At 28.6% G+C, this 26,716-nt stretch carries 29 protein-coding genes, 1 tRNA gene and 1 pseudogene; 10 read left to right on the top strand and 21 right to left on the bottom strand.

Annotation, left to right across the window (positions count from 1 at the left end; all coding sequences use genetic code 11):
* Positions 1 to 8: 8 nt before the first annotated feature.
* Both thrC and AC5YF9_RS05820 read left to right on the top strand, forming a co-directional pair.
* Positions 9 to 1,388, top strand: a complete 1,380-nt coding sequence (gene thrC / locus AC5YF9_RS05825) for a threonine synthase (RefSeq protein ID WP_415303742.1) — start codon at positions 9 to 11, stop codon at positions 1,386 to 1,388.
* Positions 1,385 to 1,870, top strand: coding sequence for a peroxiredoxin (locus AC5YF9_RS05820; protein WP_415303741.1), 486 nt, complete (start codon positions 1,385 to 1,387; stop codon positions 1,868 to 1,870). The genes thrC and AC5YF9_RS05820 overlap by 4 nt, the downstream gene beginning before the upstream one ends.
* Here AC5YF9_RS05820 and rnhA read toward each other — a convergent pair.
* The 15 genes and pseudogenes from rnhA to AC5YF9_RS05745 all read right to left on the bottom strand — a co-directional run bounded on the left by rnhA (position 1,862) and on the right by AC5YF9_RS05745 (position 14,544).
* Positions 1,862 to 2,287 (bottom strand): ribonuclease HI, encoded by a 426-nt coding sequence (gene rnhA, locus AC5YF9_RS05815; protein ID WP_415303740.1) that lies wholly within the window; start codon positions 2,285 to 2,287, stop codon positions 1,862 to 1,864. The two genes, AC5YF9_RS05820 and rnhA, sit on opposite strands and share 9 nt — an antisense overlap.
* A complete protein-coding gene (locus AC5YF9_RS05810) occupies positions 2,287 to 3,255 on the bottom strand; it encodes a homoserine kinase (RefSeq protein WP_415303739.1) in 969 nt (322 codons plus the stop codon). Before AC5YF9_RS05810 ends, rnhA begins: the two co-directional genes overlap by 1 nt.
* Positions 3,256 to 4,200, bottom strand: coding sequence for a 4-hydroxy-3-methylbut-2-enyl diphosphate reductase (gene ispH, locus AC5YF9_RS05805; protein WP_415303738.1), 945 nt, complete (start codon positions 4,198 to 4,200; stop codon positions 3,256 to 3,258).
* Positions 4,190 to 5,124: pseudogene (locus tag AC5YF9_RS05800) on the bottom strand (Brp/Blh family beta-carotene 15,15'-dioxygenase). The gene ispH and the pseudogene AC5YF9_RS05800 overlap by 11 nt, the downstream one beginning before the upstream one ends.
* A 1-nt stretch (position 5,125) precedes the next feature.
* Entirely contained in the window at positions 5,126 to 6,193 is a 1,068-nt protein-coding gene (locus AC5YF9_RS05795; protein WP_415303736.1) for a lycopene cyclase family protein, read from the bottom strand.
* Positions 6,180 to 7,031 carry a phytoene/squalene synthase family protein gene (locus AC5YF9_RS05790; RefSeq protein WP_415303735.1) on the bottom strand — a complete coding sequence of 284 codons (852 nt, stop codon included), beginning with the start codon at positions 7,029 to 7,031 and terminating at the stop codon, positions 6,180 to 6,182. The genes AC5YF9_RS05795 and AC5YF9_RS05790 overlap by 14 nt, the downstream gene beginning before the upstream one ends.
* On the bottom strand, positions 7,031 to 8,488 hold the full coding sequence (gene crtI / locus AC5YF9_RS05785) for a phytoene desaturase family protein (protein ID WP_415303734.1): 1,458 nt from the start codon (positions 8,486 to 8,488) through the stop codon (positions 7,031 to 7,033). Before crtI ends, AC5YF9_RS05790 begins: the two co-directional genes overlap by 1 nt.
* A gap of 39 nt (positions 8,489 to 8,527) precedes the next feature.
* A complete protein-coding gene (locus tag AC5YF9_RS05780) occupies positions 8,528 to 9,025 on the bottom strand; it encodes a F0F1 ATP synthase subunit B family protein (RefSeq protein ID WP_415303733.1) in 498 nt (165 codons plus the stop codon).
* A complete protein-coding gene (locus AC5YF9_RS05775; protein WP_415303732.1) occupies positions 9,015 to 9,605 on the bottom strand; it encodes a F0F1 ATP synthase subunit B family protein in 591 nt (196 codons plus the stop codon). Before AC5YF9_RS05775 ends, AC5YF9_RS05780 begins: the two co-directional genes overlap by 11 nt.
* 5 nt (positions 9,606 to 9,610) lie before the next feature.
* The gene (locus AC5YF9_RS05770; RefSeq protein WP_006997791.1) at positions 9,611 to 9,838 is read right to left on the bottom strand and encodes a F0F1 ATP synthase subunit C; all 228 of its coding nucleotides are present in this window, start codon (positions 9,836 to 9,838) and stop codon (positions 9,611 to 9,613) included.
* An 18-nt stretch (positions 9,839 to 9,856) separates the two neighbouring features.
* Entirely contained in the window at positions 9,857 to 10,591 is a 735-nt protein-coding gene (locus AC5YF9_RS05765) for a F0F1 ATP synthase subunit A (protein ID WP_415303731.1), read from the bottom strand.
* Between the two features lie 12 nt (positions 10,592 to 10,603).
* The gene (locus tag AC5YF9_RS05760) at positions 10,604 to 10,879 is read right to left on the bottom strand and encodes an AtpZ/AtpI family protein (RefSeq protein WP_415303730.1); all 276 of its coding nucleotides are present in this window, start codon (positions 10,877 to 10,879) and stop codon (positions 10,604 to 10,606) included.
* A 7-nt stretch (positions 10,880 to 10,886) separates the two neighbouring features.
* Entirely contained in the window at positions 10,887 to 13,460 is a 2,574-nt protein-coding gene (locus AC5YF9_RS05755) for a chromosome segregation SMC family protein (protein ID WP_415303729.1), read from the bottom strand.
* 8 nt (positions 13,461 to 13,468) lie between these two features.
* Positions 13,469 to 14,059, bottom strand: coding sequence for a DsbA family protein (locus tag AC5YF9_RS05750; protein ID WP_415303728.1), 591 nt, complete (start codon positions 14,057 to 14,059; stop codon positions 13,469 to 13,471).
* A complete protein-coding gene (locus AC5YF9_RS05745; RefSeq protein ID WP_415303727.1) occupies positions 14,056 to 14,544 on the bottom strand; it encodes a DciA family protein in 489 nt (162 codons plus the stop codon). The genes AC5YF9_RS05750 and AC5YF9_RS05745 overlap by 4 nt, the downstream gene beginning before the upstream one ends.
* On the opposite strand from AC5YF9_RS05745, the gene AC5YF9_RS05740 reads away from it, so the two are divergent.
* Positions 14,545 to 15,528: an A/G-specific adenine glycosylase gene (locus AC5YF9_RS05740; RefSeq protein ID WP_415303726.1), complete on the top strand. Its 984-nt coding sequence runs from the start codon at positions 14,545 to 14,547 to the stop codon at positions 15,526 to 15,528. It begins immediately after the preceding gene.
* The gene (locus AC5YF9_RS05735; RefSeq protein ID WP_415303725.1) at positions 15,525 to 16,676 is read left to right on the top strand and encodes an FAD-dependent monooxygenase; all 1,152 of its coding nucleotides are present in this window, start codon (positions 15,525 to 15,527) and stop codon (positions 16,674 to 16,676) included. Before AC5YF9_RS05740 ends, AC5YF9_RS05735 begins: the two co-directional genes overlap by 4 nt.
* Here AC5YF9_RS05735 and AC5YF9_RS05730 read toward each other — a convergent pair.
* The 3 genes from AC5YF9_RS05730 to AC5YF9_RS05720 all read right to left on the bottom strand — a co-directional run bounded on the left by AC5YF9_RS05730 (position 16,673) and on the right by AC5YF9_RS05720 (position 19,156).
* Positions 16,673 to 17,743 (bottom strand): site-specific DNA-methyltransferase, encoded by a 1,071-nt coding sequence (locus tag AC5YF9_RS05730; RefSeq protein ID WP_415303724.1) that lies wholly within the window; start codon positions 17,741 to 17,743, stop codon positions 16,673 to 16,675. The genes AC5YF9_RS05735 and AC5YF9_RS05730 overlap by 4 nt on opposite strands.
* Before the next feature lie 121 nt (positions 17,744 to 17,864).
* Positions 17,865 to 18,425, bottom strand: coding sequence for a ribonuclease HII (rnhB, locus tag AC5YF9_RS05725; RefSeq protein WP_415303723.1), 561 nt, complete (start codon positions 18,423 to 18,425; stop codon positions 17,865 to 17,867).
* Positions 18,425 to 19,156, bottom strand: coding sequence for a uracil-DNA glycosylase (locus AC5YF9_RS05720; RefSeq protein WP_415303722.1), 732 nt, complete (start codon positions 19,154 to 19,156; stop codon positions 18,425 to 18,427). The genes rnhB and AC5YF9_RS05720 overlap by 1 nt, the downstream gene beginning before the upstream one ends.
* Before the next feature lie 80 nt (positions 19,157 to 19,236).
* On the opposite strand from AC5YF9_RS05720, the gene AC5YF9_RS05715 reads away from it, so the two are divergent.
* The 4 genes from AC5YF9_RS05715 (at position 19,237) to AC5YF9_RS05700 (ending at position 23,085) form a co-directional block, all read left to right on the top strand.
* Entirely contained in the window at positions 19,237 to 20,853 is a 1,617-nt protein-coding gene (locus tag AC5YF9_RS05715) for a tetratricopeptide repeat protein (protein ID WP_415303721.1), read from the top strand.
* 3 nt (positions 20,854 to 20,856) lie between these two features.
* Positions 20,857 to 21,702: a GHMP family kinase ATP-binding protein gene (locus AC5YF9_RS05710; protein ID WP_415303720.1), complete on the top strand. Its 846-nt coding sequence runs from the start codon at positions 20,857 to 20,859 to the stop codon at positions 21,700 to 21,702.
* 31 nt (positions 21,703 to 21,733) lie between these two features.
* Positions 21,734 to 21,807, top strand: a tRNA-Gln gene (locus tag AC5YF9_RS05705).
* 3 nt (positions 21,808 to 21,810) lie between these two features.
* Positions 21,811 to 23,085 carry a CCA tRNA nucleotidyltransferase gene (locus tag AC5YF9_RS05700; RefSeq protein ID WP_496169868.1) on the top strand — a complete coding sequence of 425 codons (1,275 nt, stop codon included), beginning with the start codon at positions 21,811 to 21,813 and terminating at the stop codon, positions 23,083 to 23,085.
* On the opposite strand, the gene greA is transcribed toward AC5YF9_RS05700, so the two are convergent.
* Genes greA through AC5YF9_RS05685 form a run of 3 tightly spaced genes read right to left on the bottom strand, consistent with a single transcriptional unit; the run spans position 23,082 to position 24,848 of the window.
* Complete coding sequence (gene greA, locus AC5YF9_RS05695; RefSeq protein ID WP_415303717.1) at positions 23,082 to 23,558, bottom strand: transcription elongation factor GreA; 477 nt, start codon at positions 23,556 to 23,558, stop codon at positions 23,082 to 23,084. The two genes, AC5YF9_RS05700 and greA, sit on opposite strands and share 4 nt — an antisense overlap.
* Before the next feature lies 1 nt (position 23,559).
* Positions 23,560 to 24,387 (bottom strand): oxygen-dependent coproporphyrinogen oxidase, encoded by an 828-nt coding sequence (gene hemF, locus AC5YF9_RS05690; protein WP_415303716.1) that lies wholly within the window; start codon positions 24,385 to 24,387, stop codon positions 23,560 to 23,562.
* Positions 24,387 to 24,848, bottom strand: a complete 462-nt coding sequence (locus AC5YF9_RS05685) for a tRNA (cytidine(34)-2'-O)-methyltransferase (protein WP_415303715.1) — start codon at positions 24,846 to 24,848, stop codon at positions 24,387 to 24,389. The genes hemF and AC5YF9_RS05685 overlap by 1 nt, the downstream gene beginning before the upstream one ends.
* An 86-nt stretch (positions 24,849 to 24,934) precedes the next feature.
* On the opposite strand from AC5YF9_RS05685, the gene petA reads away from it, so the two are divergent.
* On the top strand, positions 24,935 to 25,444 hold the full coding sequence (petA, locus tag AC5YF9_RS05680; RefSeq protein WP_415303714.1) for a ubiquinol-cytochrome c reductase iron-sulfur subunit: 510 nt from the start codon (positions 24,935 to 24,937) through the stop codon (positions 25,442 to 25,444).
* Positions 25,445 to 25,453: 9 nt separating this feature from the next.
* On the top strand, positions 25,454 to 26,713 hold the full coding sequence (locus AC5YF9_RS05675; RefSeq protein WP_415303713.1) for a cytochrome b: 1,260 nt from the start codon (positions 25,454 to 25,456) through the stop codon (positions 26,711 to 26,713).
* Positions 26,714 to 26,716: the final 3 nt, after the last annotated feature.

The following is a 26,716-nucleotide window of genomic DNA, read 5'->3' as shown; positions in this document are numbered from 1 at the left end:
AATCATAAATGAAATATATTAGCACCAGAGACAATTCAAAAGAATATAGTTTTGAGGAAGTATTCATCAAAGGACTTGCAGATGATGGGGGCTTGTTTGTGCCTAAAGAAGTTAAAAAATACAGCGCTCAAGAGCTTGAATCATTAAGTGGTTTAAATTATCAAGATTTAGCAAAAAAAATTATTTACCCATTTATAGGAGATTTTATGACAGTAAATGAATTGTCAGATGTTGTTGAAAAGTCATACTCAGTGTTCAGAAAAGATAACGCTGTAGATTTAATTAAAGTAGGTGACACTAAGCTTTTAGAATTATTTCATGGCCCAACGCTTGCTTTTAAAGATATAGCAATGCAATTGTTAGGAAACTTTTATGAATATTATCTAAAAAAAAACAATAAGAATATAAATGTAATTGTTGCAACATCAGGGGATACGGGTGCTGCTGCAATAGATGCAATCAAGGGAAAAAAGAATATGAATATATTTGTTCTTCACCCTCACAAAAAAGTTTCACTTGTTCAAAGAAAACTAATGTCAACTGTTAAAGAAAAAAATGTTTTTAATATAGCGATAGAAGGTAACTTCGATGATTGTCAAAATTTAGTTAAATCAATGTTTGCGGACAAAAAATTCTCTAACTCAATTAATATGTCTGGAGTGAATTCGATAAATTGGGCAAGAATTATCGCACAAGCAGTTTATTATTTTTATACATATTTCAAAATTAGAGACGATAGACCAGTTAACTTTTCAGTACCAACAGGCAACTTTGGAGATGTGTATGCAGGTTATCTATCTAAAAAAATGGGTCTACCAATAAACAAACTTATAGTTGCTACAAATCAAAATGATATTTTGCATAGAGCAATTTCAAATGGAAAATATGAAGCTGAAAGTGTTTTTGAGACAAATTCACCAAGCATGGATATTCAAATCGCAAGTAATTTTGAAAGATTGGTGTATGACCTGAGTGATTGTGATGACAATGAAACTCAAAAGATCATGACTGATATTAAAGAAGAGGGTAAATATATTATTCCAAAAAATAAAATGGAAAAAATAAAAAGAGATTTTTTATCAGCAAGCATGAATGAAAAAGAGATTTTAGATATTATTAAAGAGGTTTATACTAAATATGATATTATACTGGATCCTCATAGTGCGATAGGCTTTGGAGCCTTAAAAAAAGTAAATATAGATGGTAACAATATTGTTTTAGTAACAGCGCACCCATGTAAATTTCCTGATGCCATAGATAAATCAATTGGCATCAAGCCAGACTTACCAGATGAAATAAAGTATGTTATGGATGAAAAAGAAAATTATGATATTATATCGAATAACCTAAGTAAAACTCAAAAATATATTAAGGAAAAGATACAATGAAATTAAAAGAAAACGACATCATACCCAATTCTGAATTTTTTATGATGGAAGGTGGAAACCCAGTTAAGAAACATACATTAGAATTTTTTAAGGATAAGAAGGTAGTTTTATTTGGTTTGCCAGGCGCTTATACATCAGTTTGTTCAGCTAAGCATTTGCCTGGATATGTTAATAATCATGAAAAATACAAGGCAAAAGGCATAGATTATATTGTATGCATTTCAGTAAACGACCCATTCGTAATGGATGCTTGGGGAAAAAGTCAAAATGTTAAAGATAAAATTTTGATGATAGCTGATCCTTTTTTAAGTTTTACCAAAGCAATAGGTGCAGATGTTGACAAAAGCACCAGAGGCTTAGGTGTGAGATCCAACAGATACACAATGCTAATTGACAACCTTAAAGTAATTAAATTACAAGAAGAAGAGGATGCGGGTGCCTGTGAAATATCTGCTGCCCAAAATTTTTTAAATTTAGTTTAATTCCGCAGCTTGCTTAGCTAGCAAGTCAACTTCTTCATTTAAAATATTTCCAGCGTGTGCCTTAACCCATATCCATTTAATTTCATGGAATTTATTTAAATCATAAAGCTGAATCCAAAGTTCTTTATTTTTTACTGGCTCTTTTTTTGAAGTTAACCAATTATTTTTTATCCATTTATGCACCCAATCTGTAATACCCAATCTTACATATTGTGAGTCAGTATAAATTTCAATAGGCTGTTTTTCTTCTATTATTTGAAGTGCTTTAATTGGAGCCATCAACTCCATCTTATTATTAGTTGTATCTTTTACACTGCCACTAATTTTTTTTACTTCATTATTAATATTGATGATCGCTGCCCAACCTCCGTTCCCAGGGTTATTTAAACAAGAACCATCAGTATAAATTTTTATCATTACTTATAATAATCTTTGTAGCTATTTAGATTGCTATGAATAATTAGTTTTTGTAAATATTCGTTAGGATCTTTAATTTGGATTAAAGCAGTTTTAGGAGTATTAAAATAATCATAAATTCTAGTTAGTAAATATCTTAAAGCAGCCCCTCTACATAATATATTTAATGCATCTTTTTCTTTTTTTGAAAAAGTTCTTATGCTTTCATATCCATCAATTAAGTTTTTAATTTTTTTATTATTCATCACAAAAGAATTCATTTTTTTATCAAAACATAATGCGTTTATGCAAATTGCAATCTCATACATCAGATAATCATTACTTGAAAAATAAAAATCAATAAATCCAGAAAATTTATTTTTGTTAAAAAAAATATTATCTATAAATAAATCTCCATGAATAATTCCTTCTGGTAGTTTTTTTGGCCATTGATTTTTAATATTTTTTAAGCATGCTTTAAGTGTAGGTTCTAGTTTTGGAGCTACTTTATTTGACGTAAACCTGATAGATTTTAATAAGTTACCTAATTTGTTAATAGACATAGAGTTTTCTCTATATAATTTCATTTTGCACGTTACTTTATGAAATTTTGCAATATTTTTTCCTATATCAAAACAGTTTTTATAATTGAGATTGATTTTATCAGCTCCCTTTAAAAAAGTCACAATACAGAAGGGTTTATTTTGAATTGTACTTAAGTGCTTACCCTTGCCATTTTTTAACGGTTTAGGACAAATAATTTTTTTTTGATTTAGGATCTCCATTAAGCTCATGAAAAAAGGTAAATCTCTTTTTTGAACTCTTTTTTCAAAGATTGTTAAGATATATTTTTTTTTACTAGTCCTTAATAGATAATTTGTATTTTCTATTCCTTTTTTTATACCCTCAAATTTAGTTACATCACCTATTTTGTAATCATCACATAATGAGACAACATCCTTATTTTTTATTTTTGTATATACGGCCATTTAATTTAATTTTGAAGGAACTTTAAAAACAATGTTTTCTTTTATAATTTCAACTTCTTCAATCTTTATTTGAAATTTATTCTTTAGTTTGTTGATAAAATCTTCAACTAGAATTTCTGGAGCAGAGGCTCCTGATGAAATTCCAATTGTTTTACAGTTTAGTAATTGTTCAAAAGGAATCTCACTTTCTGAATGTATTAATTCAGCATGTGCGCAGCCTGCTTGTTCAGCCACTTCAACTAGACGAACTGAATTAGAAGAATTTCTACTTCCTAAAACAAAAAACATATCACATTGTTTTGCAATATTTTTGACAGCTGATTGACGGTTGGTAGTTGCATAACAAATATCCTCTTTAAATGGTGCTTTAATTTCAGGAAATTTTTTCTTAAGAGCTTTTATTATATTTTGTGTGTCATCAATAGACAGTGTTGTTTGTGTAGTGTAGCCTATCTTTTTATTCTGGTCTAATTCATATGCCTCAACATCATGCTCATCTTGAATTAAATCAATAGCACCCTCTGGCAATTGCCCCATAGTGCCAATAACTTCTGGATGGTTGTTGTGCCCGATAAGTATAATATGATAGCCTGCTTTATAGAGATTTTCAGCCTCTCTATGCACTTTTGAAACAAGAGGGCAGGTAGCATCGATATATTCCATTTTATATTTAGTAGCTTGTAATGGTATAGCTTTTGGTACACCATGCGCAGAAAAGATTACAGGTCTAGTTTTATCTTTAATCTCCTCTAGTTCTTCAATAAAAATTGCTCCTATTGCCTTAAGACTATCAACTACATATTTATTGTGTACTATTTCGTGACGCACATAAACTGGAGCACCATATTTTTTAATACTTTTTTTCACTATTTCAATTGCCCTTTCAACACCAGCACAAAATCCCCGTGGGGCAGAAAGTAATATTTTAATTTCTTTATTTTTCATTTTTTTCCAAAAGATATTCAAGCAATATATGAGGAAAGGTTAAAGACGCCAAACCAATAAATATAACTTTTAATATTGCTTCGTTTAATTGATAATAATTGGATAGAATATATAGGCTAATCACATAAATCACTGCTGTTAAAAGTGTAAGTGGTATAGCTTTTTTTACAAAAATATGAGCGCCATTTTTAAAGTCATTAATATCAAGTTCACTTATTAATGAGATTGAATGGCGGAAAGAATGCAAGAAGCAAAAGTATATTGTAAAAGCAATTAGAGGAGATAAAAAATAATTTAAGACTATAATTGAAAAAAAATCTAGAAATATTAAGACATTTATAGCTTTAAGATTATTTAGGAAATAATAAGTATTAACAAGCAAAGACATTAATAAAGCAAAAGATAATATGTGGTTTGTTTCAATAAAGTCTAAAAACAAAAAAAAATTTTCATTTTGAATTAGTAATAATTTAAAAATATCAACTGTTTCAGTAAAATGAAAAAATAGTGGAGCAATAATTATTAAGGCACCTTTAAAAAAAAAAAAATTAAATTGGATGTATTTTTATTTTTTATCAGGAAATTCATATCTTCCTTACCAAAATGATATGAGGCTACTATCAAAAATATAATGAGTGATGTGGCTGGAAAGTATAACCAAAATATAATTACACTTAGTACAATCATTGAATATATTAAATAAAAATAATAAAATTTTCTTATATTATATAGCTGAATAAGCTTTTTTCCTTTTTGGTTATCTAACGCACCGTGTGAAATTCCAATTGAAAGGATAAGGAGTAAGCAAATTATTGGAGAAATAATTAAACTTTCAAATTGATAAATTATTATAGTAAGTGAGATCGATAGCAGAAAAAAAATAATAGAATGATAGAAATTTATTTTTTTTATTGTATTATTCATTTTATTTTAAAAGCCTCTTAATGAACATCCATTTAGGCATTTTAAGAATTATCAATAAGTCTTCCAGCATATTACTCTTATTTGATAAAAATTTGATAACAGTCTCTGGTGAATTATTAAAAATTTTAAAAAATATATTTGGTATTTCTTTTGGATGTCTATTCAAAACTCTTAAAAATACTTTATCTAAAAATTTATATTTTTTCTTAATCTCATATTTTTGAACATTTTCAATATTTTCAATATTTTCCCTTATAAACCTACTGTGCTCTTGAATATTTAAGAAAGTATATCCTGTGCTTAATCGCGTCATGCCACCAGCTGTGCCAATATTTATTTTATTTTTTTCATTAATATTTGATGGATGAAACAATGGTATGGCACCTTTTTCTTTATAATTAATTTTGTAATTTTTAATATTAAGATGATTCTCTATATAATTCTTTAATTGTTCATCATAATCCATTTCTAAATCGTTATTCATGTTTGACAACCATGTGGTTTCAACTAAAGCTTTGTTTTTGTTGTACGGCAATGTGTAAAAGAAATGAACACTGTCATGCTGCTGACAGTCAAAGTCCATCAAATTTATAATCTCATCGTCAAAAACATTTTTAGTAGTTTCGATTTCAACACCCTTAAAGTGTTGCCAAAGTTTGTTTTCTGAAGACCCTATTGAAGGAACGCTGTTAAAGATAAAAGAATTATTAGAGCTTATCTCACTAATATCTTTATAGAAACTGATGTTTTGGTTCTGCTTAAGTGTTGAATTTATTTTTTCGTAGAATAACCCGCTATCTATTGATTGATACGGCAGTTTATCACATTTCAAATATTTAGTTTTATTAGGTATGTTTATAGAGAAATTTTTCCAACTTTTTATCGTACAATCTTCAAAGTTGTGATCTATAGTTTTCCAGAAAGACCAAGTTTTATCTTTTTTATATTCTAATCTTGGTTCAATAATTGCTAGCGTTTTATCTTTAAGTTTATTATGACTCTCTAATTCATATGCTAAGGATAATCCTGCACAGCCACCACCTATAATTATATAATCAAATTCTTTCATTTAGATCTATTTCTTCGTTGATTAGAAGATATTCATTACTCATATAACGACTTTTTTCTTTTGTTAACAAAAGTTTTATTAAATCTAATAGAGATAAAACTGTTTGATAAACTTTTCCTAAACTATTAACGTAAATTTTTCCAGCCTTATTATAATCTTCTATATTTTTTGTTTTTAAAATCTCACCACCTATTTTTCTATAAACTCTTCTAGCAACCAATATTGCAAATCTAAAATTAAAAGGGATTTTCTTAATTGATGTAAAGCTGCTCTCATAAAATAAGTCAGCTAAAGTTAAGGTACTACTTATAACTTGAAAATCATGCTGAATATAAAACCTATTATTTTTTGAATCTTCAACAACATCTCTGGCTATATTTGTTAATTGCATTGCAATACCAAGATCTATGGCGCCTTTCATTGAATCTTTATCTTTAACATTTAAAATTTTGGCCATCATTAAACCTACTGTGCCAGCAACTCTATAAGAATAAATTAATAAATCTTTTTTGTTATTTAATTGCACCTTTTCATTTAAGTCTGACTCAACACCAGTAAACAAATCCTCAACAATTTTTATTGAAATCTCATGATGAATCATAAGATCCCACATATTCTTAATTATTAGATTATCGAAGTTTTTATTAATAAAATCATTCTTAAAAGTGGATAAATTTTTTTTCTTAATAACTAATTCAATTTGATCATCTACAATATTATCAACTGTTCTACAGAAATCATATAATGAGGAGCATTTTTGATATGTTTTTTTTGGTAAGAAAAAACCAGCCCAGTTAAATGACTTTGCATAAATAGACAGATAGTTTCTATTAGACATTATATAATTTTATCTAAAACTTTTGCTGAGGATAACACACCAGGAACTCCAGCGCCAGGATGCGTTCCAGCGCCAACAAAGTATAATCCCTCGCAAACCTCAGATTTATTATGAAATCTAAAATAGGCTGACTGGGTAAATTTAGGTTGTATAGAAAATCCTGATCCAAATTTAGTGTTCAGCTCATTTTCAAAATAATCTGGTGTTAAGTAGAAATCTTCCACTATATTTTGTCTAAGATTTGGTAATAATGTTTTTTCCATTTTATCTATCACTAAATCTTTCATCTTTTCACCTTCAATTTTCCAATCTAATTTAGATTGATTGTTTGGCACTGGAACCAGTACATAGAAGCAGTCATTTCCTTCTGGTGCCATAGATTTATCAGTGGCAGAAGGTCTGTGTAGGTAATAACTTATATCTTTATTTAATTTTTTTTTATCAAATATATCATTTAAGTGTTCTTTATACTTGTCTCCAAACTTAATTGTATGATGCTCAACATCAGGATATGTTTTTTTAGTGCCAAAGTAATAAACAAACAAACCCATAGAATATTCCATTCTTTTTTGTTTCCATTCAAATAAATAATTAATTTTGGTTTGATTGAGAAGCTTTTCGTAAACAGCTGGTGGATCAGCATTACATATTACATTGTTTGCATTTATCTCTCTTTGATTATCTAATTTTACTCCTTCAATTTTATTATTGATTGAAATAATATTTGTAACCTCTTGACCTTTAATTATTTTAATTCCTTCCTCAATCATTAGTTTCTCTAAACCTTTAATTATATTTCCCGTACCACCCATTGAATAATGAATGCCCCATTTTTTTTCTAGATATAATATTAATCCATAAATTGATGTTGTTGTAAAAGGGTTTCCTCCAACCAAGAGGGGGTGCATGCTTAACATGCGTCTTAATTTCTCATCTTTAATATAAGAAGAAACTAATGAATAGACTGATTTATAGCTCTTTAGTTTTAATAGAGCAGGTAATTGTTTCATCATGACCAAAGGTTTGTCAAAAGGTACATCTGAAAGTTCTGTAAAACCCTTATCAAATATTTTTTTAGTAAATTTTACAAGCTCTTCATATCCTTTAACATCATCTTCATTTATTTCTTTAATTTGTTTTTTCATTTTTTCTTCATCACCTGAATAATCAAATTTAGCTCCATCTTCAAAAATAAATCTATACCAAGTATTAAGAGGGGTGAGTTTTATATAGTCCTCAGGTTTTTTGTTAAAAAGTTCAAAAAGCTCCTCAATTAAATAAGGTGCTGTAATTACAGTAGGTCCAGCATCAAATGTAAAACCATTTTTCTTGAATACTCTAGCTCTACCTCCAAGATCGGTGTGCTTTTCAATTAATATAACATTATGATTTTTAGCTTTTAATCGAAGAGCAGCTGCTATACCACCAAAACCAGAACCAATGACAATAGATTTCATTTGGTTAATTTATAGTTTTTTTAAAAAATTGTAAGGGAATTATGAGTTAATTTTTTTTAATGCGACTTTTGTTTCTTCTAAATTTTTATCAAACAAACTGTCAAGTTTTGATTTATCGACAGATGTATTGATAATCTTTTTAACAGATTCTACAGCAATCTTTATTGACACATCTTTTATCTCTTTAAGTGCCGCATCCTTCATCTGTATAATTTTATTTTCAGCTAAGTTTTTTTTGATTTCAGAAGATTTATGAAATTTATCATTCATTTCTATAACCAAATGGTCACTATCTTTTTTTGCCTGTTCTAAAATCTCATTACCATCTGCCTGGGCTGTATCTAATTTACTTTGGGCATTATCCAATAGAATTTTTGCTTCTGACCTTAATTTTTCACTCTCATCAATTTCATTTTTAATATCTAAAATAAGTTTATTTAAAACTTCATTAATTTTTTGAGGTATTTTTAGATAAACTAGTCCTCCAATAAAAATTATAAATGATATTGCTACCCAAAAAGTTGCATCAATTGCCATAATATTTATCCATCTTTTTTCTTGATAGGTCATCAACAATTGCTGAGATGCTACTACTATTAACCTCTGCACCTATCAACTGATGTAGTAAATCTGCAGACGTTTCTACAGCTATCTTATTAATTTTTTCAGGAGCTTTATCCTTAAGTTCTTGAATTTCAGATTCGGCTTTTCGAATTTCTAAATTCAACTCTTTGTCTAAGGCATCTTTTTTAAGATTAATATCTTTTATTAATTTTTCCCTAGCTTGTTTAAAATAATTTTTGGCTTCATTTTTACTTTTTTGAACTATATTTTCGTATTCTGCTATGTTTAGTTCACTCTGTTCTCTTTGTTTCTCTGCCGCCTCAATATTCTCTACGATCTGTGATTTTCTTATCTCAAGGTTTGCACTAATTTTTGGAAGTATAAGTTTAGAAAGAACAACATATAATATTCCAAAAGTTATAGTTAACCAAAAAATTTGAGAAATCCAAAACTCAGGATTTAATTGAGGCATACCTCCACTTTCAGCTGCAAAAGCTTCCATAAAAAATAGGAAGCTTAAAAATATCGACTGAAAAAATATTTTTTTAATCATTAAATTTAAAATGCAAATAAAATAATTAATGCAACAACTAATCCAAATAGACCAGTAGCCTCAGCTAAAGCAAATCCTAATAAAAGATTAGGGAATTGTTTTTGTGCTGCAGATGGGTTTCTCATTGCGCCAGAAAGGTAATTACCAAAAATAATTCCAATTCCAACACCGGCACCGGCTAGAGCTATTGCTGCTAGTCCTGCTCCGATCATTTTTGCTGCTTCTAATTCCATTATATCCTCCTATGTTAGTTAATGGTGTAAATTTAATGCATCATTTAAATAGATGCAGGTTAAGATTGCAAAAACATATGCTTGAAGAAAAGCAACCAGTATTTCCAAACCAGTTAGTGCAACCGAAAAACTCAGTGGAAGCCATCCACCAACTATCCCGAGGCTTATTACAAAGCCACCGAAAACTTTCATCATAGTATGACCAGCCATCATGTTAGCAAATAAACGAACAGAAAGACTTACGGGCCTACTTAAATAAGAAATAATCTCAATAACAACAATTAATGGCAGAAGAAGTACTGGTACTCCACTTGGTACAAATAATTTTAAATAGCCAAAGCCATGTTTCATAAAACCAATTATTGTTACTCCAACAAAAATAAATGAAGCTAAAATAAAAGTCACAATAATGTGACTAGTTACTGTAAATGCATAAGGGATCATTCCAAACATGTTACAAAACAGCACAAACATAAATAAAGAAAAGATAAATGCAAAATAGGGTTTTGCTTTAGAGCCAGCGGTATCGCTAATCATTTTTGAAACAAAGCTATAGCTTAGTTCTGCTAGAAGTTGAACTTTGCTGGGTAGTAATGAATTTTTTTTTGATCCAAGGTTAAAAATTAATAGAATTGCTAAAGAGCTAATAACCATAAACAAACTTGCATTTGTAAATGATATATCTATTGCGCCTAATTTTATTTCTGGTCCAATTCTATAAACTTCAAATTGGTGCATTGGATTTGTTGCCATAATTTTTTAAATCTATTCTTGCATATTTTTTGCAGATCTGAATACATTTACTATACCAGCAACCACACCTACAAAAAAAAATATTAATATTAACCAGGGCTTAGTACCAAAGGTCGTGTCTAAAATAAACCCTATAATTGTCCCAACTGCTACTGCAGACACTAATTCTGTGCTTAATTTAAAGGCAGTTCCTATAGAGGAGGGTGGTTCCTTGTCTTTATAGAGATTTCTCTTAGCAATTTTAGATTTTGCAATCTCCAGGCGAGTTTTAAGAGAGTCTTTTGGCATTTATGTATTAAGCAACCATACTCTCAGCTTTTTGTAAATCAACAGCTACTAACTGACTAATACCTTTTTCAGGCATAGTTACTCCATAAAGTCTATTCATTTTAGACATTGTTAGAGCATGGTGAGTTACAATAATAAATTTAGTGTTAGTTATTTTTGTTAAGTCATCTAGGAGACCACAGAATCTTGTTACGTTAGCATCATCTAAGGGAGCATCAACTTCATCTAACACACAGATTGGTGATGGGTTAGTAAGGAACACAGCAAAGATAAGAGACAAAGCAGTCAAGGCTTGCTCACCACCAGATAATAAAGTTATAGACTGAAGTCTTTTTCCTGGTGGACTTACTAGCATTTCTAAACCAGCTTCAAGAGGGTCATCAGAATCAACTAACTCTAACTTTGCATTTCCTCCATTAAATAATTTTGTATAAACTTCATTAAACTTTCTGTTAACTTTTTCAAAAGCTTCTAAAAGTCTTTCTCTTCCTTTTTGGTTTAATTCATTAATACTTTCTTTTAATTTAATGATTGCAGATACAAGATCTTCTCTATCCTGTTCCATTTTTTTAATTTCAATTTCATATTTACTAGTTTCTTCATCTGCCCTCAAATTAACTGACCCAAGTTTTTCTCTTTCTCTCTTCTTTTCATCCAAAGCATCTTCTTGAGCAACCGAGTCTGGCAGCTCCTCAACACCGTTTAAATTAGAGTTTTCAAGAATGTCATTTTCTTCAAGGTTAAGTTCAGAAATAACCCTTTCTAACAAATCATCTTTACGTTTTTTTAATCCTTCAATGGTTGCACCAGAGCTTGCTTTTCTTTCTCTTATTTGAATAGATATTTCTTGAACATCATTTAATTCAAGTCTTAAAGAGTTAATCTTTTTGTCCGTTTCTTCAATTATCTTTTCATTCTCAATTTTTTCATTTTGTGAAATTCTTAAACCTTCAGTAGCTTGACCTTTTTTTTCTGCTTGAGCTTTAGGTTGTTGATCTCGTTCATTCAATTGTGATAATAATTTGTTTTTTCGTTCAGTTAATTCTGTTGCCATTTTTTGAGAGTTTGAAAATAAATTCTTCCAACTTTCAACTTCAGTTGCAATAGCTTTAATTCTTTCATTTCTTTTTATAGATTCTTTTTTGATTGATTGGTTTTTGCTAAAACTATCTGCATATTTTTCTTGTAGTAATTTTATATTGTCATTTTTTTCATTGATGTCAGTTAGTTTACTTTTACCTTCATCATTGGCTAAATTATTTAAAAAATTATTTAATTCCATTTTAGTTCTATCTAGCAACGTAAGAGCTTGGTTAGCTTCATTGTTATTTATTAATTCTTTGATTTTTTTGATTGTATTAATAACGTCTTTAATTGGGTCAATGCTGATATTTATGTTGCCATTCGCAAATATTTCAATAATTTCGTCTACAGCTTTTTGCTCTTCATTAAGTTGATTTTTTGCTTTTTCAAGATCTTCGTTTGATAATTTTTCTGTTTCAAAATACTTGGAGTCTACTTCTATTAATTCACTTTTCTCTTCTTTTAACCTTTTTTCGTTTGAATTTGCATCTATTACAATCCCTTTTTCTCTATCAATATCTTCCTCAATGGTCTTTAGTGATTTTTTAAAATTTTCTATCTCATCTTGTGTTCTTACATTTTCTTCATCTAAACTTTGTAACTCTAAATTCAATCGTTGAATTCTTGAAAGGTTTTCAATATTTTTTTCTCTTAATGGAGAAACTTTATCTGTTTCTGTTTTGATTGAGTTTTCAAATTGAGCAATTTGTTGATTGAAGTTGCTTACTTCTCCCTCTGCCTCATTATTGATTTCATTTTCTATTCTAATTTCATTATCAATATCTAATAATTTCAAATAATATAAGCCTGCTTCAATTCTTTTTATTTCTTCAGATATAAGTTTATATTTTGTGGCTTCTTCGGCTTGTTTTTGAAGATTGGCTAATTGTTTTTCTTGTTGTCTTCTTAATTCGTCTGCTCTTTTTAAATTAGCATCTGCAGCGTTTAATCTAAGCTCAGCCTCGTGTCTTCTGACATGCAATCCTGAAATATTAGCTGCTTCTTCTAAGATGGCCCTTCTGTCTGCAGGCTTTGCTGTTACTAAGGCTCCAATACGTCCCTGGCTTATCATTGATGGTGAATGAGCACCGGTAGATAAATCTGCAAAAAACATTTGTGCATCTCTAGCCCTAACTTCTTTATCATTAATGTAAAATTTAGAGCCCTTGTCTTTTTCAATTTTTCTTCTAACTTCAATTTGATCCATATCCTTGTATTGCAAGGGTCCTTCATGACTTGCGTTATCTACAACGATTGAAACTTCTGCTATATTTTTTGAAGCCTTGTTTGATGTTCCGTTAAAAATAACATCTTCCATTCCAGAGCCTCTCATACTTTTTGCTGAGGTTTCTCCCATGGCCCATCTTAAAGATTCTACAATGTTTGATTTTCCACAACCATTAGGCCCAACTATTCCTGTTAGTCCATCTTCGATTAAAAAATTTGTTTTTTCAGCAAATGATTTAAATCCATTTAGTTGGATTTTTTTAAACTCCATGAATTAACTTATATCAGTTTTTCCAGATATTTTTTTAAATTCTTATAATTTAAGGCTTTTTCAAACTTTTTCTCATTAATTATTATCGTAGGAGTAGCATTAACTTTAAATTTTTTAACACCATCGATTCGATCATTTAAAACATAATCTTCAATAGCTTTATCAGCTAAGCACTTTTCAAAATTTAAGGTTACACCTTCATCTTCTAAAAACTTCTTTAAATACTTTGTAGCTTCTTCTGGCGTGTTTCCTCTTGCCCATTTTTTTTGGCCTGAAAATAAAATATTTAGCACATTTGCATTGCCATCATTATTGCATTGTCCAATTTTTGAAGCGTTCAATGCTGCAATATCTAGAGGAAAGTGTCTAAATTCAATTCTCACTAAACCTTTTTCTATAAAATCTTTTTTAAGGCTTGGATAAACATTTTTATGAAAGTCTGCACAGTGACCACATGTTAATGACTCATAGGCAATTATTGTGATTTTAGCATTCTTTTCACCTACAGAAATTCTTTTGATAGACTGATTGCCTTCTGCGAGTAGGTTGGTGGCAAAACCAACAAGTATAATAAATAATATTGAAACTATCTTTTTCATCTTTGTTTAAATAATTTAGTTAATTTTAATAATGAATTTTTAATTTTATCATTTTTAATATCATTAATTCTATCTGTATATTTATTATTTGTCACATGATTCTCGTTTTCATCTATCTTTTTAAATTTAGTTTGAGCATCATCAAAACTTATAAATTTTAATTTCTCAACAACTGTATAGCCAAAGAAACTATTCATTTTATCCATTATTTCTTTTTTTGAGTACTCCAAGTCTATTTCATGACCTCTTTTGACCATTACATGTAGAGTGCTAACGCCAAACTTATTAGAATTTTTAAATGATTTTGGGTAACATATTTGAAAAATTTCATTTCCAACGATGTATTTCCAATTATTTAGAGTTTCAGAGAATATGTGACCTTTTTTTTTGATTATTTTTTTAATATTTTTCGGCAAAGTATCCTTAAAAGATCTTAAGCCTTGAATAGTTTTAAACCTCTGCTTAGTATTATTTTTAAATTGCATATGACAAAATCCATACTAACAAAAAAAATTCTTTATTGGTACGATAATAATAAAAGATCATTACCATGGAGAAAAAAAATTTCTCAAGTTAAAAGGGAGTATTACACATTAGTGAGCGAATTTATGTTGCAACAAACACAGGTTGTAACTGTAGTTCCATATTTTAATAATTTCATAAAGGACATTCCTAACCTAAGCTCATTAGCAAGAATTAATGAAGAAAGGCTCTTAAAATATTGGGAGGGGCTAGGTTATTACTCTAGAGTAAGAAATTTAAAAAAGACAGCATTGATATTAAAAAAAAATTTTAAGGGAAGGTTACCCAGTACTATTGAAGAGTTAAAGTTATTACCTGGAATAGGGGAGTATACTGCAAACGCGATAATGGCAATTGGTTTTAATAAGCCATTTATTCCACTAGATGGAAACATTGAAAGAGTAATTAAAAGGTTATTAAACCTAAAGCTAATTAGTGAAGTTTCGAAAGAAAATCTTATTAGTAAAAAAAAAATATTGGGAACCTCAGTTAGGGCAAGCGACTATGCACAAGCCTTAATGGAATTAGGAGCTCTCATTTGTCGACCTAAAAATCCTTTATGTAGTCAATGTCCTTTAACGAAAAATTGTAAATCTTTTAAAATTAATGATTTTGAAATAATAAAAGAAAGAAAAAAAAAGATTGATAAATTTTATTTATTAAAAGTTTATAAAAAAAATAACCAATTTTTATTAGTTAAAAATACTAAATTTAATTTTCTAAAAAATTTAAAAATATTTCCTATGGATGAAATACCCAAACATAATAACTTAGAAAAAGATCTAAACTTTAAAATTTCTAATATAAATATGAATATAATTGTACAATTTACTAAGATAAAAGGATTAATTTTAAACTCTTCTTGGATTGATGGCTCTAAGCTTGACAGCTATACTTTACCAACATTTACTAAGAAGATTTTTAATTATTTAGAAAAAAATCAATGAAAAAAATAGCAATAATAGGTGGTGGAATATCAGGATTATATATTGCAAACCTTCTGAGACAAAATTCAAATTATGAAATCACAGTGTATGAAAAAAATAACACTGTTAACATAGAGAAGGGCTATGGTATTCAACTTTCTGTTAATAGTATTAAGCTATTAAGTAAAATAGGGTTTCAGAACATTAATTTAGAAAATAAATTTCATCCTAATAAAGTAGACTTCTATTCTTTAAAAAATAAAAAGAAGATATGCGATTTAGATATATCAGTTTTTAACATCAGTGAAGCTAAATACACTACACTTCAAAGGTTTGTTTTAATTAATTTTTTAAAAGATCGATTACCGAATAGCTTAATAAACTATAACAAGAAAGTTACGCAAATTGACTATGAGACTGAAAATATTGAGGTAAAATTTGAAAATAACGAGTCAATAAAATGTGATTATTTAATTATATCTGATGGTGTTTTTTCAAAAACAAAATCATTAATTGCTGAAAAAGAAATTAAACCAAGGTATTTTAACTCTGTTGCCTTAAGAGCAACAATAGATAAAAATGATCTTCAAGGAATTGACTCAAGTAATATATCCATATCATTGGGTTCTAACTTGCACTCAGTGTCATACCCAGTTGATAACACAGATGAGTTTAATTTTATCAGTATTTTAAGAAAAAAGCTTAGTTCTAAAGAGTTCTCAGACTACTCTTTGTTTGAGGATAAAGGTTTTATTTCGTCCATTTTATCAGAAATATCAGAACAAGTAGATCCAGATATCATTAAAAATTTAAAAAATATTAGATGCTTTCCAATATTTGTTAGTACCAAGGTGCATCAACCCACAAATAAGAACACATTTCTTATTGGAGATGCTTTTTTTTCCTACCCACCAACTTTTGCACAAGGTGCATCGCAATCAATAGAAGTTGCCCATGAACTATATAAAAATTTAGAAAATGAAAACAATCAATTTAACTTCGAGAGAATTAAAAGAACAAGAATGATTGATTGGAAATCAAAATTTAATTATTTTGCTTTTCATCTATCTCACCCATTAACAATTTGGATTAGAAATATTTTAATGAAATATTTAGTAAAAAATAAAAATTTTATTAATAATTATTTAGGTACAATCTATAAAAATTAATTTTTAGCAATTAATCTTTGTCTTAAATTATCGATAGGAACAGAAACTCCGTTCACAGTACAATGCCAATAAGTCCAACCATTGCAGCTTTCGGAACCAAGTATTGTTGCAGCAACTTTATGAATCGATCCTTCAGCCTGATTATGTTTAATACTTCCATCGGCCATAATTTTAGCAACAATCTTTTTCTTTTGATCAAATATACTTGTTCCAGGTTTTATTATCCCAAGCTCAACTAATGATCCAAAAGGTATCCTGGGTTTAGATCTATTATTTTTAAGAGTGTCTAAAAAATTATCTTCTATAGGTTTTGTACTTTTTAATCTTTCTACAGCAGCTTTAAAATAATCTTTTTCTTTCTCTATACCATAGTAGTTTCTACCTAATTTCTTGGCAACTGTTGCTGTAGTCCCTGATCCTAAAAATGGATCTAGAATCAAGTCACCTTTGTTTGAAGATGATAATAAAACTCTGTGTAGTAAAGATTCAGGTTTTTGAGTAGAATGGACTTTTTTCCCGTTTTTTTTAAGTCTTTCTGCACCATTACAAATAGGTAAATTCCAATCAGATCTCATTTGAAGATCGTCATTTAAACATTTTAAAGATTGGTAATTAAAAGTATATTTTGACTTCTCACTTTTAGATGCCCAAATTAAAGTTTCATGAGCATTGGTAAATCTTGTTCCTCTAAAATTAGGCATTGGATTATTTTTGTTCCAGATAACATCGTTTAAAATCCAGAATCCTAGGTTTTGTATTGCCGTTCCTACTCGAAAAATATTGTGATAACTTCCTATAACCCAAATAGCTCCATCTTTTTTTAAAATTCTTTTACACTCTGAAAGCCAAGCAATTGTAAACTCATCATATTTTTTAAAGCTTTCAAACTGGTCCCATTTATCGTTTACTGCACTCACTTTAGTCCTGTCTGGCCTGGTAAGAGAATTCTTTAATTGTAAATTGTATGGTGGATCAGCAAAAACAAGGTCAAAAGTTTCACTTGGAATTTTTTTTAATTCTTCAAGACTATCACCATTAATAATTTTATTTTTAAAATTGTTTTCCATTTTATATAAAATGATTAGACTCCAAACGGATTCTATGGTCAACCTGTGATTGAATTAAATGGATTCGATTTGTGTTTATAGTTTTTTTAATAACTAGATATTGTGTTGTTACAAGTGAGGCCTATAAAATATCACAAATAGGCGAGAAGGTTTTACGATGATACTTAGTAATACCGAACTTATTAATTGCTCTTAAGTGTTCCTTGGTTCCGTAGCCTGAATTTGTATCCCATCCATATTTATTAAATTGTTTTGAAAGTTTTGTAATAAATCTATCTCTACTGACTTTTGCAATAATTGATGCAGCAGAAATACTAGGGATTTTTTGGTCCCCTTTAATTACATACTCTAGTTTATAATTTTTAAGATAGGGTAGTTTATTGCCATCAACTAAGATAAGAGAAGGTTTTTTATTTAATTTAAGTATAGCTCTTTTCATTGCAAGTAAACTTGCATGCAATATATTTATTGTTTCAATTTCTTTAGTTGATGCTTGCCCTATAGCCCATATAGAATTTTCTTTAATATATCTATCAAGTTCCTCTCTTTTATTTTTAGTTAAACTTTTAGAATCTTTTAATAATTTTTTATTAATAGATTTATTTAATATTACAGCTGCTGCATAAACTGGACCGATTAAGCTACCTCTACCAACTTCATCAACACCAGCCAAAATTTTCATTAGATGTTCAATTTCAAATTAACAATTTTTTGTTTAATTTTTTTTAAGTCTTCCCACGAGTGCTTTTTATTTTCAGGGACTCTTAAAAGGTAAGAAGGGTTAAAAGTAATAATAACATTGTAGGTAGTGTTTTTAACAATTACCTCTTTCCACTTTCCTCTTTCTGTAGAAATTTTACTATTCAAGCCTGTTAATGATTCCATAGCACTACTACCCATAAGGATTATTATTTCTGGTTTAATAATTGAAATCTGTTTTTGCAAAAAATAAGAGTATCTTTTAATTTCAGTGGAGGTAGGCTTTCGGTCTTCGGGTGGTCTAAAATTAACAGCATAAGTAGAATAAATATTTTCTTTTTTAATGTTTATTGCCATTAACATCTTTCTTAAAAGATCTCCAACGTCACCCAAAAAGGTTAAACCAAGATTATCCTCTTCCATCCCTGGGGCCTCTCCAACTAACATTATAGGGCTATTGATATTTCCATCTCCCAAAACTATTTTTTTTGAATTATCTTTTAAGCTACAATCATTAATTGAGTTTATTTGCAGTTTTAATTCATTAAGTTCTTTTTCTTTATCAATCTGGTTAACATCATTCTCTTTTTTTTGATCTTTGGTAGTATTTTTCAACCTATTGATAGGATTTTCGTCAAAAATAAAATTAGATCCAATAGAATTTAGTAGTTCTGAATCATAATTCGTATTTTGATTTATTACTTTTTTAGACATACAATGACCCAATGTTGATAAAGTTTTTTAAATTTGCTTTAATATTATTGTTTTTTCAAAGCCCATTATACTCAAAAAGTGTGACTTTAAACGATTTTAATTCACACCATTTGTCCAATTATTTTTCTGGTATCGTCGCTTATGAGAACAATGATAACTCTCAAGCTTTAAAATTTTTTAAAAAATCAAGGGCTTTAATTAAACAGCATGAGTCTTATCTTGAAAATTATGTATACACGCTTGTGCTTGAGGGTAAAGTTCAGCAAGCTACAAGCGAAATTAAGAAAAATATAACAGATGGTAATTCTAATTTTTTTGAAGCTCATTTAATTCTAGCTTTAGATAGCCTTAAGAGAAAAAATTATAAAAGAAGTAAAGAACACTTGCAACGTTCTTATAACTTTATCAACAATGATAGGCTTTCACTAATAATAGCAGAAACATTGAAACAATATCTGCATGTTTTTGAGAAAAATGAAATTTCAAAAATAAAAAATAAATTTGGAAATTTTTCCTTCATTAATGAGGTTTTTCAAAGATGTTATTTGAATGATAAAAATACCAGGGTTTACTTTGATAAACTGGTTAATTCAAAAGATGGTGTAGACTACACAAGATATATATATTTTTACTTAAATTATTTGATTGAAAATGATGGATATGAAGAGGCAAAAAATATTACTGCTAATATAGATTATTTGAATTCACCTTTACTTATTTCACAGGGAAAAAAGTGGATTGAAGATCAAATGCTAGAAGAATTTAAAAAAATATTTTCATGTAATAACACCACAGATATAATTAGTGAGTTTTTTTTCTTAGTATCCAACCTTTACTCGTCCCAAAATGACTATGAAAATTCTAATTTTTATTTAAATATATCTCATTACTTAAATCCTAAGTTTAAATTTAATTTATCATTATTAGTGGAAAATCATTATCTTAATAAAGACTATGCAAAAACTTTAAAAATTTTAGAATCTTTTAATAAAAAAGATGAGTTTTATTATTGGTTTAAATTAAAAAAAGAAGCACAAATAATTTCTAAATTAAAAAATAAAGATAAATCTTTAGATTTTATTAACTTAAATTTTAAAAAAATTAAAAACCCCTCAATAAAAATAATTTTTGATATTGCAAATTTTAATAAAAATGCAAAAAAATATAAAGAGGCTATAAGATATTATGATCAAATTATTTCAAAAATTGACATTAACTCACAACTATATGCAGAAATTTTATATAGAAGAGGAGGCAGTTATGAGAGATTAGCTGATTATGTTAGTTCAGATAAGGACTTATTAAAATCTCTAGAAGTTAATCCAGACGATGCATATGTGTTAAATTACTTAGCTTATTCTTGGTTAGAACGAGAATATAAAATAGATCTCTCTCTTCAAATGCTCGAAAAGGCTTACGCTAAAAGAAGCAACGACCCTTATATAATTGATTCAATAGGTTGGGCTTACTATTTAATTAATGATTATGAAAAGGCAGAAAACTTTCTAAAGAGAGCAGTTGAATTAATGCCAGAAGATCCAATTGTAAATGATCATTATGGCGATATTCTTTGGAAGTTAGATAGAAAAATCCAGGCAAGATATTTTTGGAAAAATGTTTTAAATTTAGAAGAGACAGAAGATAAAATGAAAAAAATCATTAAAGGAAAATTGATCGAAGGTTTAAGTAATTCTTAATATATGAATAGTTTTAAGATCAAATCTTACGCTAAGATAAATCTTGCACTAAATGTAACTGGCAAAAAAACAAAACTACATAAAATTGAAACTTTGATTTCCTTTATAGATTTATATGATTTAATTCACTTAAAAAAAATTAAAAAAGAAAATCATAAAATAATTTTTAAAGGAAAGTTTTCTAAAAATATTGGTAAAATAAATACAGTTGCAAATTTACTGAAATTGTTAGATAAAAAAAATTTACTTAATAGTCAAAAATTTGAGATTAAAGTTATTAAAAATATACCTCAAGAAGCTGGAATGGGTGGTGGCTCAATGAATGCTGCTAGTTTAATTAATTTTTTTATTAATCAAAAAATATTAAAGATAAAAAAAAATGAATTAATAAAGCTAACAAGCCAGATTAGTTCCGACGTTATTTTAGGAATAAAACCAACTATTGCAATTCTGTCACATAATGGAAAATTAAAGAAATATAATAAAGATATCAGACTTCATACATTAGTTGTAAAACCCAGTTTTGGCTGTTCAACTAAATACATTTACTCAAAAGTAAAATCATTCTCCAATCCTCAATTTAGCTTTCCCAAGTTAAAAATGTTTGAGGTGAAATATCTTAAAACTTTGAATAATGATCTCGAAAAAATAGCCTTTAAAAAATACCCAAAACTTAAAAAAATTAAATTATTCTTATCAAACACACACAACAATATGTTTGTTAGAATGTCGGGATCTGGCTCGTCAATCGTAGCCTATTTTGATTCTAAGAGGTCGTGTGGTAATGCATATAGTCAATTTAAAAGGAAATTCAGTAGTCATTGGTGTATTGCATCAAAAACTATATAATTTTTTTTTTTATGATATATGAAATTAATATTGGCCCATGGTGAAGTGGTATCACATCTGTTTTTGGTACAGAGATCCGAGGTTCGAATCCTTGTGGGCCAGCCATATATGAATAACTTATTAGATAAAATTTTTTTCAGATCCAAAAATCTTAATTATATAAATTTAGGATTTAAGGATATTAAAAACAATACTGAAGTAGAGCAAATATTCAGTGCCATTCATTCTTTTTCTAAAAATAGTGAAATTAGATATGTTGGTGGGTGTGTTAGAAAAATTATTAATAAAGAAAAAGTTGACGATATAGATTTGGCTGTAAATTTAAAACCAAAAGATGTTTGTAATGCGCTTAGTAAAAAAAATATTAAATATTATGAAAGTGGAATAGAGCACGGAACAATTACAGCGTTAATAAATAACATTAAGTTTGAAATAACATCGTTACGAAAAGATGTTGATACTGATGGAAGACATGCAAAAGTTGAGTTTTCAGATAATTGGAAAGAAGATGCCTCTAGAAGAGATTTTACTATAAATTCTATTTATGCAGATATTGAGGGCAGTCTATTTGATCCTTTTGAAGGCAAAAAAGATCTAGAAAATGGAAAAGTTAACTTTATTGGAGATATAGAGGCAAGGATTAAGGAAGACTACCTTAGAGTATTAAGATATATTAGATTCTTTCTCAATTACTCCAAAGATAAACACAACCCTAAAATTATTAACATAATAAAAAAAAATCTAAGTGGTGTTTCGTCAATTTCTTCTGAAAGATTATTAGATGAATTTCAAAAACTATTAAAATCTGAAGGTTTTTCAAAATTAATTAAAGATCAAGATTCTTTAGAAATTATAAATCTTATCTATCCTCAACTCAAAAACATTTACATATTCAATAAATTAAATAGCTTTGCTAAGAAGAGTTTCTCTAGAGTAGATTTCATCTTCTTATTATCATTATTAGTTATTGATGGGACTGATAATGTGGATTATTTTATATATAAATTTAATTTATCTAAAAAAGATAAAAAAAGACTTTTATTTATAAATAAGTTTTATTCAGAAAAATTTAATAACAAAACTTTTTTAGAAAAAAATTTAAATAAAATTTTTTATTTTAATGGAAAAGAAGCATTAATGGATATTATTTATTTTAAAATTTTTAAATCACGTAAGGAAGACAATAAATTAATAAAATTGATTAAAGTTTTCAAAGAAAAAGAAATTCCAATAATGCCTTTTAAAGCAAATATGTTGATAGAAAAATATCAAGTTTCAGAAGGAAAAGAATTGGGAAAAAAACTAAAAGCAATTGAGGAAGCTTGGGCTAATAATAATTTCAATATTTCAGAAAAAGAAATTCAAAAAATAGTAAGTAATTAAACGTATTTAACGTCTTTTATTTCAAAATTCTTTACACCAGCGGGAGTTTTTATTTCAACTAAATCATCTTTATTTTTCCCTATTAATCCTTTGCCTATCGGTGATTGAAAAAATATTAATTTCTTTTGTAAATCTGCCTCATCTCTTCCTACAATTTTATAGGTAATCTTTTCTTTAGTATCAAGATTTTCTAAATCTATTGTTGAGCCAAAAATAACTTTTCCATCATTACTCATTTTTGTAACATCTATTACATTTGCTCTAGCGATAATGTCATTAATTTGAGCTATTCTTCCCTCGTTATGTGATTGCTCTTCTTTAGCAGCGTGATATTCAGCATTTTCTTTTAAATCACCATGAGATCTTGCTTCAGAAATAGCAGCAACTATTTTTGGGCGTTTTTTTTCTTTTAAAAAAATTAGCTCTTCTTTTAAAACCTCAAGTCCAGCAGTTGTTATTGGTTCTTTTTCCATTTTAATTCCATTTTGCTATTGGCGGTAAAGACATTAAAATACCCTCGACATTACCTCCGGTTTGTAGTCCAAATTTTGTTCCTCTATCATAGAGTAAATTAAATTCAGCATATCTTCCTCTTTTAATATACTGTAATTCTTTTTCTTTTACAGTCCATTTTTTTTTGTACTTCGATTTTATTATTAAATTAAACAACGTTTGAAAAGTAACTCCTAAATCAGATATGAATTTGAAATCTTTTTCCCAACTATTTTTTTTATAATCAAAAAAAATACCACCAATACCCCTGGTTTCTTTTCGGTGGGGAAGATAAAAATATTCATCACACCATTTTTTATATTTTTTATAATATTTTTTATTGTGACGATCGCACATTTTTTTTAATTCTTTATGAACTAAAGTCTTTTCTTTATTGTCTACGATGCATGGTGTTACGTCCATCCCACCACCAAACCAACCATGTGTTGTGTAGATAAATCTTGTATTAAAATGGATTGCAGGAACGTAAGGATTGTTCATATGCATCACAACAGAAATTCCCGAGGCCCAAAAATCTGGACTTTTATTTGCTCCTGGAATTTTTCCCAACATTTCTTTAGAGAATTTTCCATATACTTCAGAAAAATTTACACCTACTTTTTCAAAAACTTTTCCATTCTTTAAAATTCTAAATTCACCACCACCCTCATCTTTAAATTTACTTCTATTCCATGTTTTAGATTTAAATTTTATTTTTTTATTTTCTATTTTTTCAATGTCATCACAAATAACATTTTGTAATAATTTGAACCAATTAGAAGCAAGTTTTTTTTTAATTTCTTTATCCATTATTTTGTGAAGTTAGTTTGTCTTAAATTTTCAGATAGAATTATAGCAACTGAAGAAGCTATGTTTAAAGATCTTTTATTAGTCATCATAGGTATTTTCAATTTGTATTTAATCGAATTATGAACATTCTCAGGTACCCCAGCGCTTTCTCTTCCAAATAACAGTGTATCATTACTTTCAAACTTAAATTTTGCATAAGATTCAGCCGATTTTGTTGTTAATAATATTATCCTTTGACCTTCTTTTGACTTAAAAAATTCCTTTGAGTTTTGATAAAATTTTATTAGTTTTTCATCCATATAGTCCATAACAACTCTTTTAAATCTTTTATCACTAAATAAAAATCCACATGGCTCAATAATTTCTAAGTCAGCACCAAGACACGCACAGGTTCTAATAATTGCAGCTGTATTTTGGGGAATATCTGGCTCATACAAGGCTATTTTAGGTCTTAAAGTCATAGTTTGTGTGTCATTGTTTCAGTAGAAAAAAAACTTTTTTCTTATATGAAATCATATATTAGATAACAATATACAAAAAATAAAAGATGTCTGAAAAAAAACCTGAAAGAAGAGAATTTTTATTTACAGCCTCGTATGCTGTTGGTGCTGTTGGGGTAGGAGCGGTTGTTTGGCCTTTAATTGACCAAATGAACCCAGATGCTTCAGTAAAGGCATTGGCCAGCACAGAAGTTGATGTTAGTTCAGTTCAACCTGGAAAGACAATCACAGTCCTTTGGAGAGGAAAACCAGTTTTTATTAAAAGAAGAACATCTGAAGAAATAGCAGAAGCAAAAGCCGTTAAGATGGAAGATTTAAAAGACCCAGAGAAAGATGAAGATAGAGCAAAAAATCCAGAGTGGCTTGTGATGGTTGGTGTTTGTACTCACTTAGGATGTGTGCCTTTAAATGATAAAGGAGATTACAATGGTTGGTTCTGTCCTTGCCATGGCTCACACTATGATACATCGGGAAGAATTAGAAAAGGTCCTGCACCCACAAACATGGAAGTTCCAAAATATGAATTTGTTAATAGCAACACAATTAAAATCGGATAGTAAATAATTATGAGTGATCACGAGTACGTCCCCAGTTCAAAATTTGGAAAATGGTTTAATGATAGGCTTCCACTTTTAACACTTGCTAGTCATTTAACTGATTATCCAACACCAAAAAATTTAAATTACTGGTGGACATTTGGTGGGATTTTAACTTTTTGCTTAATAACACAAATCGTGACTGGCTTAACGCTGGCAATGCACTACATAGCTCACGCTGATTTAGCCTTTGAAAGTGTTGAGCATATCATGAGAGATGTAAACTATGGTTGGTTAATAAGATATATTCACGCAAACGGTGCTTCAATGTTTTTCTTAGCAGTCTATATTCATATATTTAGATCTTTATTTTATGGATCTTATAAATCTCCGAGAGAAATTATTTGGATTATTGGGATAATAATTTACCTTTTAATGATGGCAGCTGCATTTATGGGTTATGTTCTTCCATGGGGACAGATGAGTTTCTGGGGCGCAACAGTTATTACAAATCTTTTCAGCGCCATACCTTTAGTTGGTGTTGGAATAGTTGAGTGGTTGTGGGGAGGATATTCCGTAGACAATCCAACTTTGACAAGGTTTTTTACACTTCATTATTTAATACCATTTTTAATTTTAGGTTTAGTAGTTCTTCATATTTGGGCGTTACACGTTCCTGGAAACAACAATCCAGTAGGGATTGATGTTAAAAAACCCTCTAAGGACACAGTACCATTTCATCCATATATAGTTATCAAAGATGCTTTTGCATTATTAATGTTTGTGATTGTCTTTGCTTTTTTTGTATTTTATTCGCCAAATATATTGGGTCATGCAGATAATTATATTGAAGCAAACCCAATGGTAACACCTGCTCATATTGTTCCAGAGTGGTATCTATTGCCTTTTTATGCAATCTTAAGGTCAGTTCCTGATAAATTAATGGGAGTAGTTGCAATGCTGTCAGCAATTTTAATTTTAGCAGCACTGCCGTGGTTAGATACTTCAAAAATTAGGTCAGCTGTATTTAGACCTCTTTACAAACAGTTTTATTGGATACTAGTAGTGGATGTATTAATTCTAGGTTATGTGGGTGCAATGCCAGCTGAAGGTTTGTATTTACTGATTGCTAGAATTGCCACAGCTTACTACTTTATTCATTTTTTAATAATCTTACCGGTATTAGGATTTAAAGAAAAAACTATACCTCTACCTTTAAGTATTACAGAACCAGTACTTGGAGGAATGCCAATGGCATCAGCTGTTAAAAAAAAAGAAAGTTTAAATTAATTA

The sequence above is a fragment of the Candidatus Pelagibacter sp. uisw_098 genome, assembly GCF_059512505.1.
The sequence above is the reverse complement of the archived record's forward strand: the minus strand, read 5'-3'. Positions and strand labels throughout refer to the sequence as shown.

What these genes read in the sequence shown, in the direction of transcription:
- AC5YF9_RS05795 (WP_415303736.1), bottom strand. Translation starts at nt 6,193, where the DNA reads ATGAAAGAATTTGATTATATAATTATAGGTGGTGGCTGTGCAGGATTA.
- ispH (WP_415303738.1), bottom strand. Translation starts at nt 4,200, where the DNA reads ATGAAAAATAAAGAAATTAAAATATTACTTTCTGCCCCACGGGGATTT.
- crtI (WP_415303734.1), bottom strand. Translation starts at nt 8,488, where the DNA reads ATGAAATCTATTGTCATTGGTTCTGGTTTTGGTGGTATAGCAGCTGCT.
- AC5YF9_RS05675 (WP_415303713.1), top strand. Translation starts at nt 25,454, where the DNA reads ATGAGTGATCACGAGTACGTCCCCAGTTCAAAATTTGGAAAATGGTTT.
- AC5YF9_RS05750 (WP_415303728.1), bottom strand. Translation starts at nt 14,059, where the DNA reads ATGAAAAAGATAGTTTCAATATTATTTATTATACTTGTTGGTTTTGCC.
- hemF (WP_415303716.1), bottom strand. Translation starts at nt 24,387, where the DNA reads ATGGATAAAGAAATTAAAAAAAAACTTGCTTCTAATTGGTTCAAATTA.
- AC5YF9_RS05745 (WP_415303727.1), bottom strand. Translation starts at nt 14,544, where the DNA reads ATGCAATTTAAAAATAATACTAAGCAGAGGTTTAAAACTATTCAAGGC.
- AC5YF9_RS05700 (WP_496169868.1), top strand. Translation starts at nt 21,811, where the DNA reads ATGAATAACTTATTAGATAAAATTTTTTTCAGATCCAAAAATCTTAAT.
- AC5YF9_RS05710 (WP_415303720.1), top strand. Translation starts at nt 20,857, where the DNA reads ATGAATAGTTTTAAGATCAAATCTTACGCTAAGATAAATCTTGCACTA.
- AC5YF9_RS05810 (WP_415303739.1), bottom strand. Translation starts at nt 3,255, where the DNA reads ATGGCCGTATATACAAAAATAAAAAATAAGGATGTTGTCTCATTATGT.
- AC5YF9_RS05760 (WP_415303730.1), bottom strand. Translation starts at nt 10,879, where the DNA reads ATGCCAAAAGACTCTCTTAAAACTCGCCTGGAGATTGCAAAATCTAAA.
- AC5YF9_RS05735 (WP_415303725.1), top strand. Translation starts at nt 15,525, where the DNA reads ATGAAAAAAATAGCAATAATAGGTGGTGGAATATCAGGATTATATATT.
- AC5YF9_RS05780 (WP_415303733.1), bottom strand. Translation starts at nt 9,025, where the DNA reads ATGGCAATTGATGCAACTTTTTGGGTAGCAATATCATTTATAATTTTT.
- AC5YF9_RS05730 (WP_415303724.1), bottom strand. Translation starts at nt 17,743, where the DNA reads ATGGAAAACAATTTTAAAAATAAAATTATTAATGGTGATAGTCTTGAA.
- greA (WP_415303717.1), bottom strand. Translation starts at nt 23,558, where the DNA reads ATGGAAAAAGAACCAATAACAACTGCTGGACTTGAGGTTTTAAAAGAA.
- AC5YF9_RS05685 (WP_415303715.1), bottom strand. Translation starts at nt 24,848, where the DNA reads ATGACTTTAAGACCTAAAATAGCCTTGTATGAGCCAGATATTCCCCAA.
- thrC (WP_415303742.1), top strand. Translation starts at nt 9, where the DNA reads ATGAAATATATTAGCACCAGAGACAATTCAAAAGAATATAGTTTTGAG.
- rnhA (WP_415303740.1), bottom strand. Translation starts at nt 2,287, where the DNA reads ATGATAAAAATTTATACTGATGGTTCTTGTTTAAATAACCCTGGGAAC.
- AC5YF9_RS05720 (WP_415303722.1), bottom strand. Translation starts at nt 19,156, where the DNA reads ATGTCTAAAAAAGTAATAAATCAAAATACGAATTATGATTCAGAACTA.
- rnhB (WP_415303723.1), bottom strand. Translation starts at nt 18,425, where the DNA reads ATGAAAATTTTGGCTGGTGTTGATGAAGTTGGTAGAGGTAGCTTAATC.
- AC5YF9_RS05820 (WP_415303741.1), top strand. Translation starts at nt 1,385, where the DNA reads ATGAAATTAAAAGAAAACGACATCATACCCAATTCTGAATTTTTTATG.
- AC5YF9_RS05775 (WP_415303732.1), bottom strand. Translation starts at nt 9,605, where the DNA reads ATGATTAAAAAAATATTTTTTCAGTCGATATTTTTAAGCTTCCTATTT.
- AC5YF9_RS05740 (WP_415303726.1), top strand. Translation starts at nt 14,545, where the DNA reads ATGACAAAATCCATACTAACAAAAAAAATTCTTTATTGGTACGATAAT.
- petA (WP_415303714.1), top strand. Translation starts at nt 24,935, where the DNA reads ATGTCTGAAAAAAAACCTGAAAGAAGAGAATTTTTATTTACAGCCTCG.
- AC5YF9_RS05790 (WP_415303735.1), bottom strand. Translation starts at nt 7,031, where the DNA reads ATGTCTAATAGAAACTATCTGTCTATTTATGCAAAGTCATTTAACTGG.
- AC5YF9_RS05755 (WP_415303729.1), bottom strand. Translation starts at nt 13,460, where the DNA reads ATGGAGTTTAAAAAAATCCAACTAAATGGATTTAAATCATTTGCTGAA.
- AC5YF9_RS05765 (WP_415303731.1), bottom strand. Translation starts at nt 10,591, where the DNA reads ATGGCAACAAATCCAATGCACCAATTTGAAGTTTATAGAATTGGACCA.
- AC5YF9_RS05770 (WP_006997791.1), bottom strand. Translation starts at nt 9,838, where the DNA reads ATGGAATTAGAAGCAGCAAAAATGATCGGAGCAGGACTAGCAGCAATA.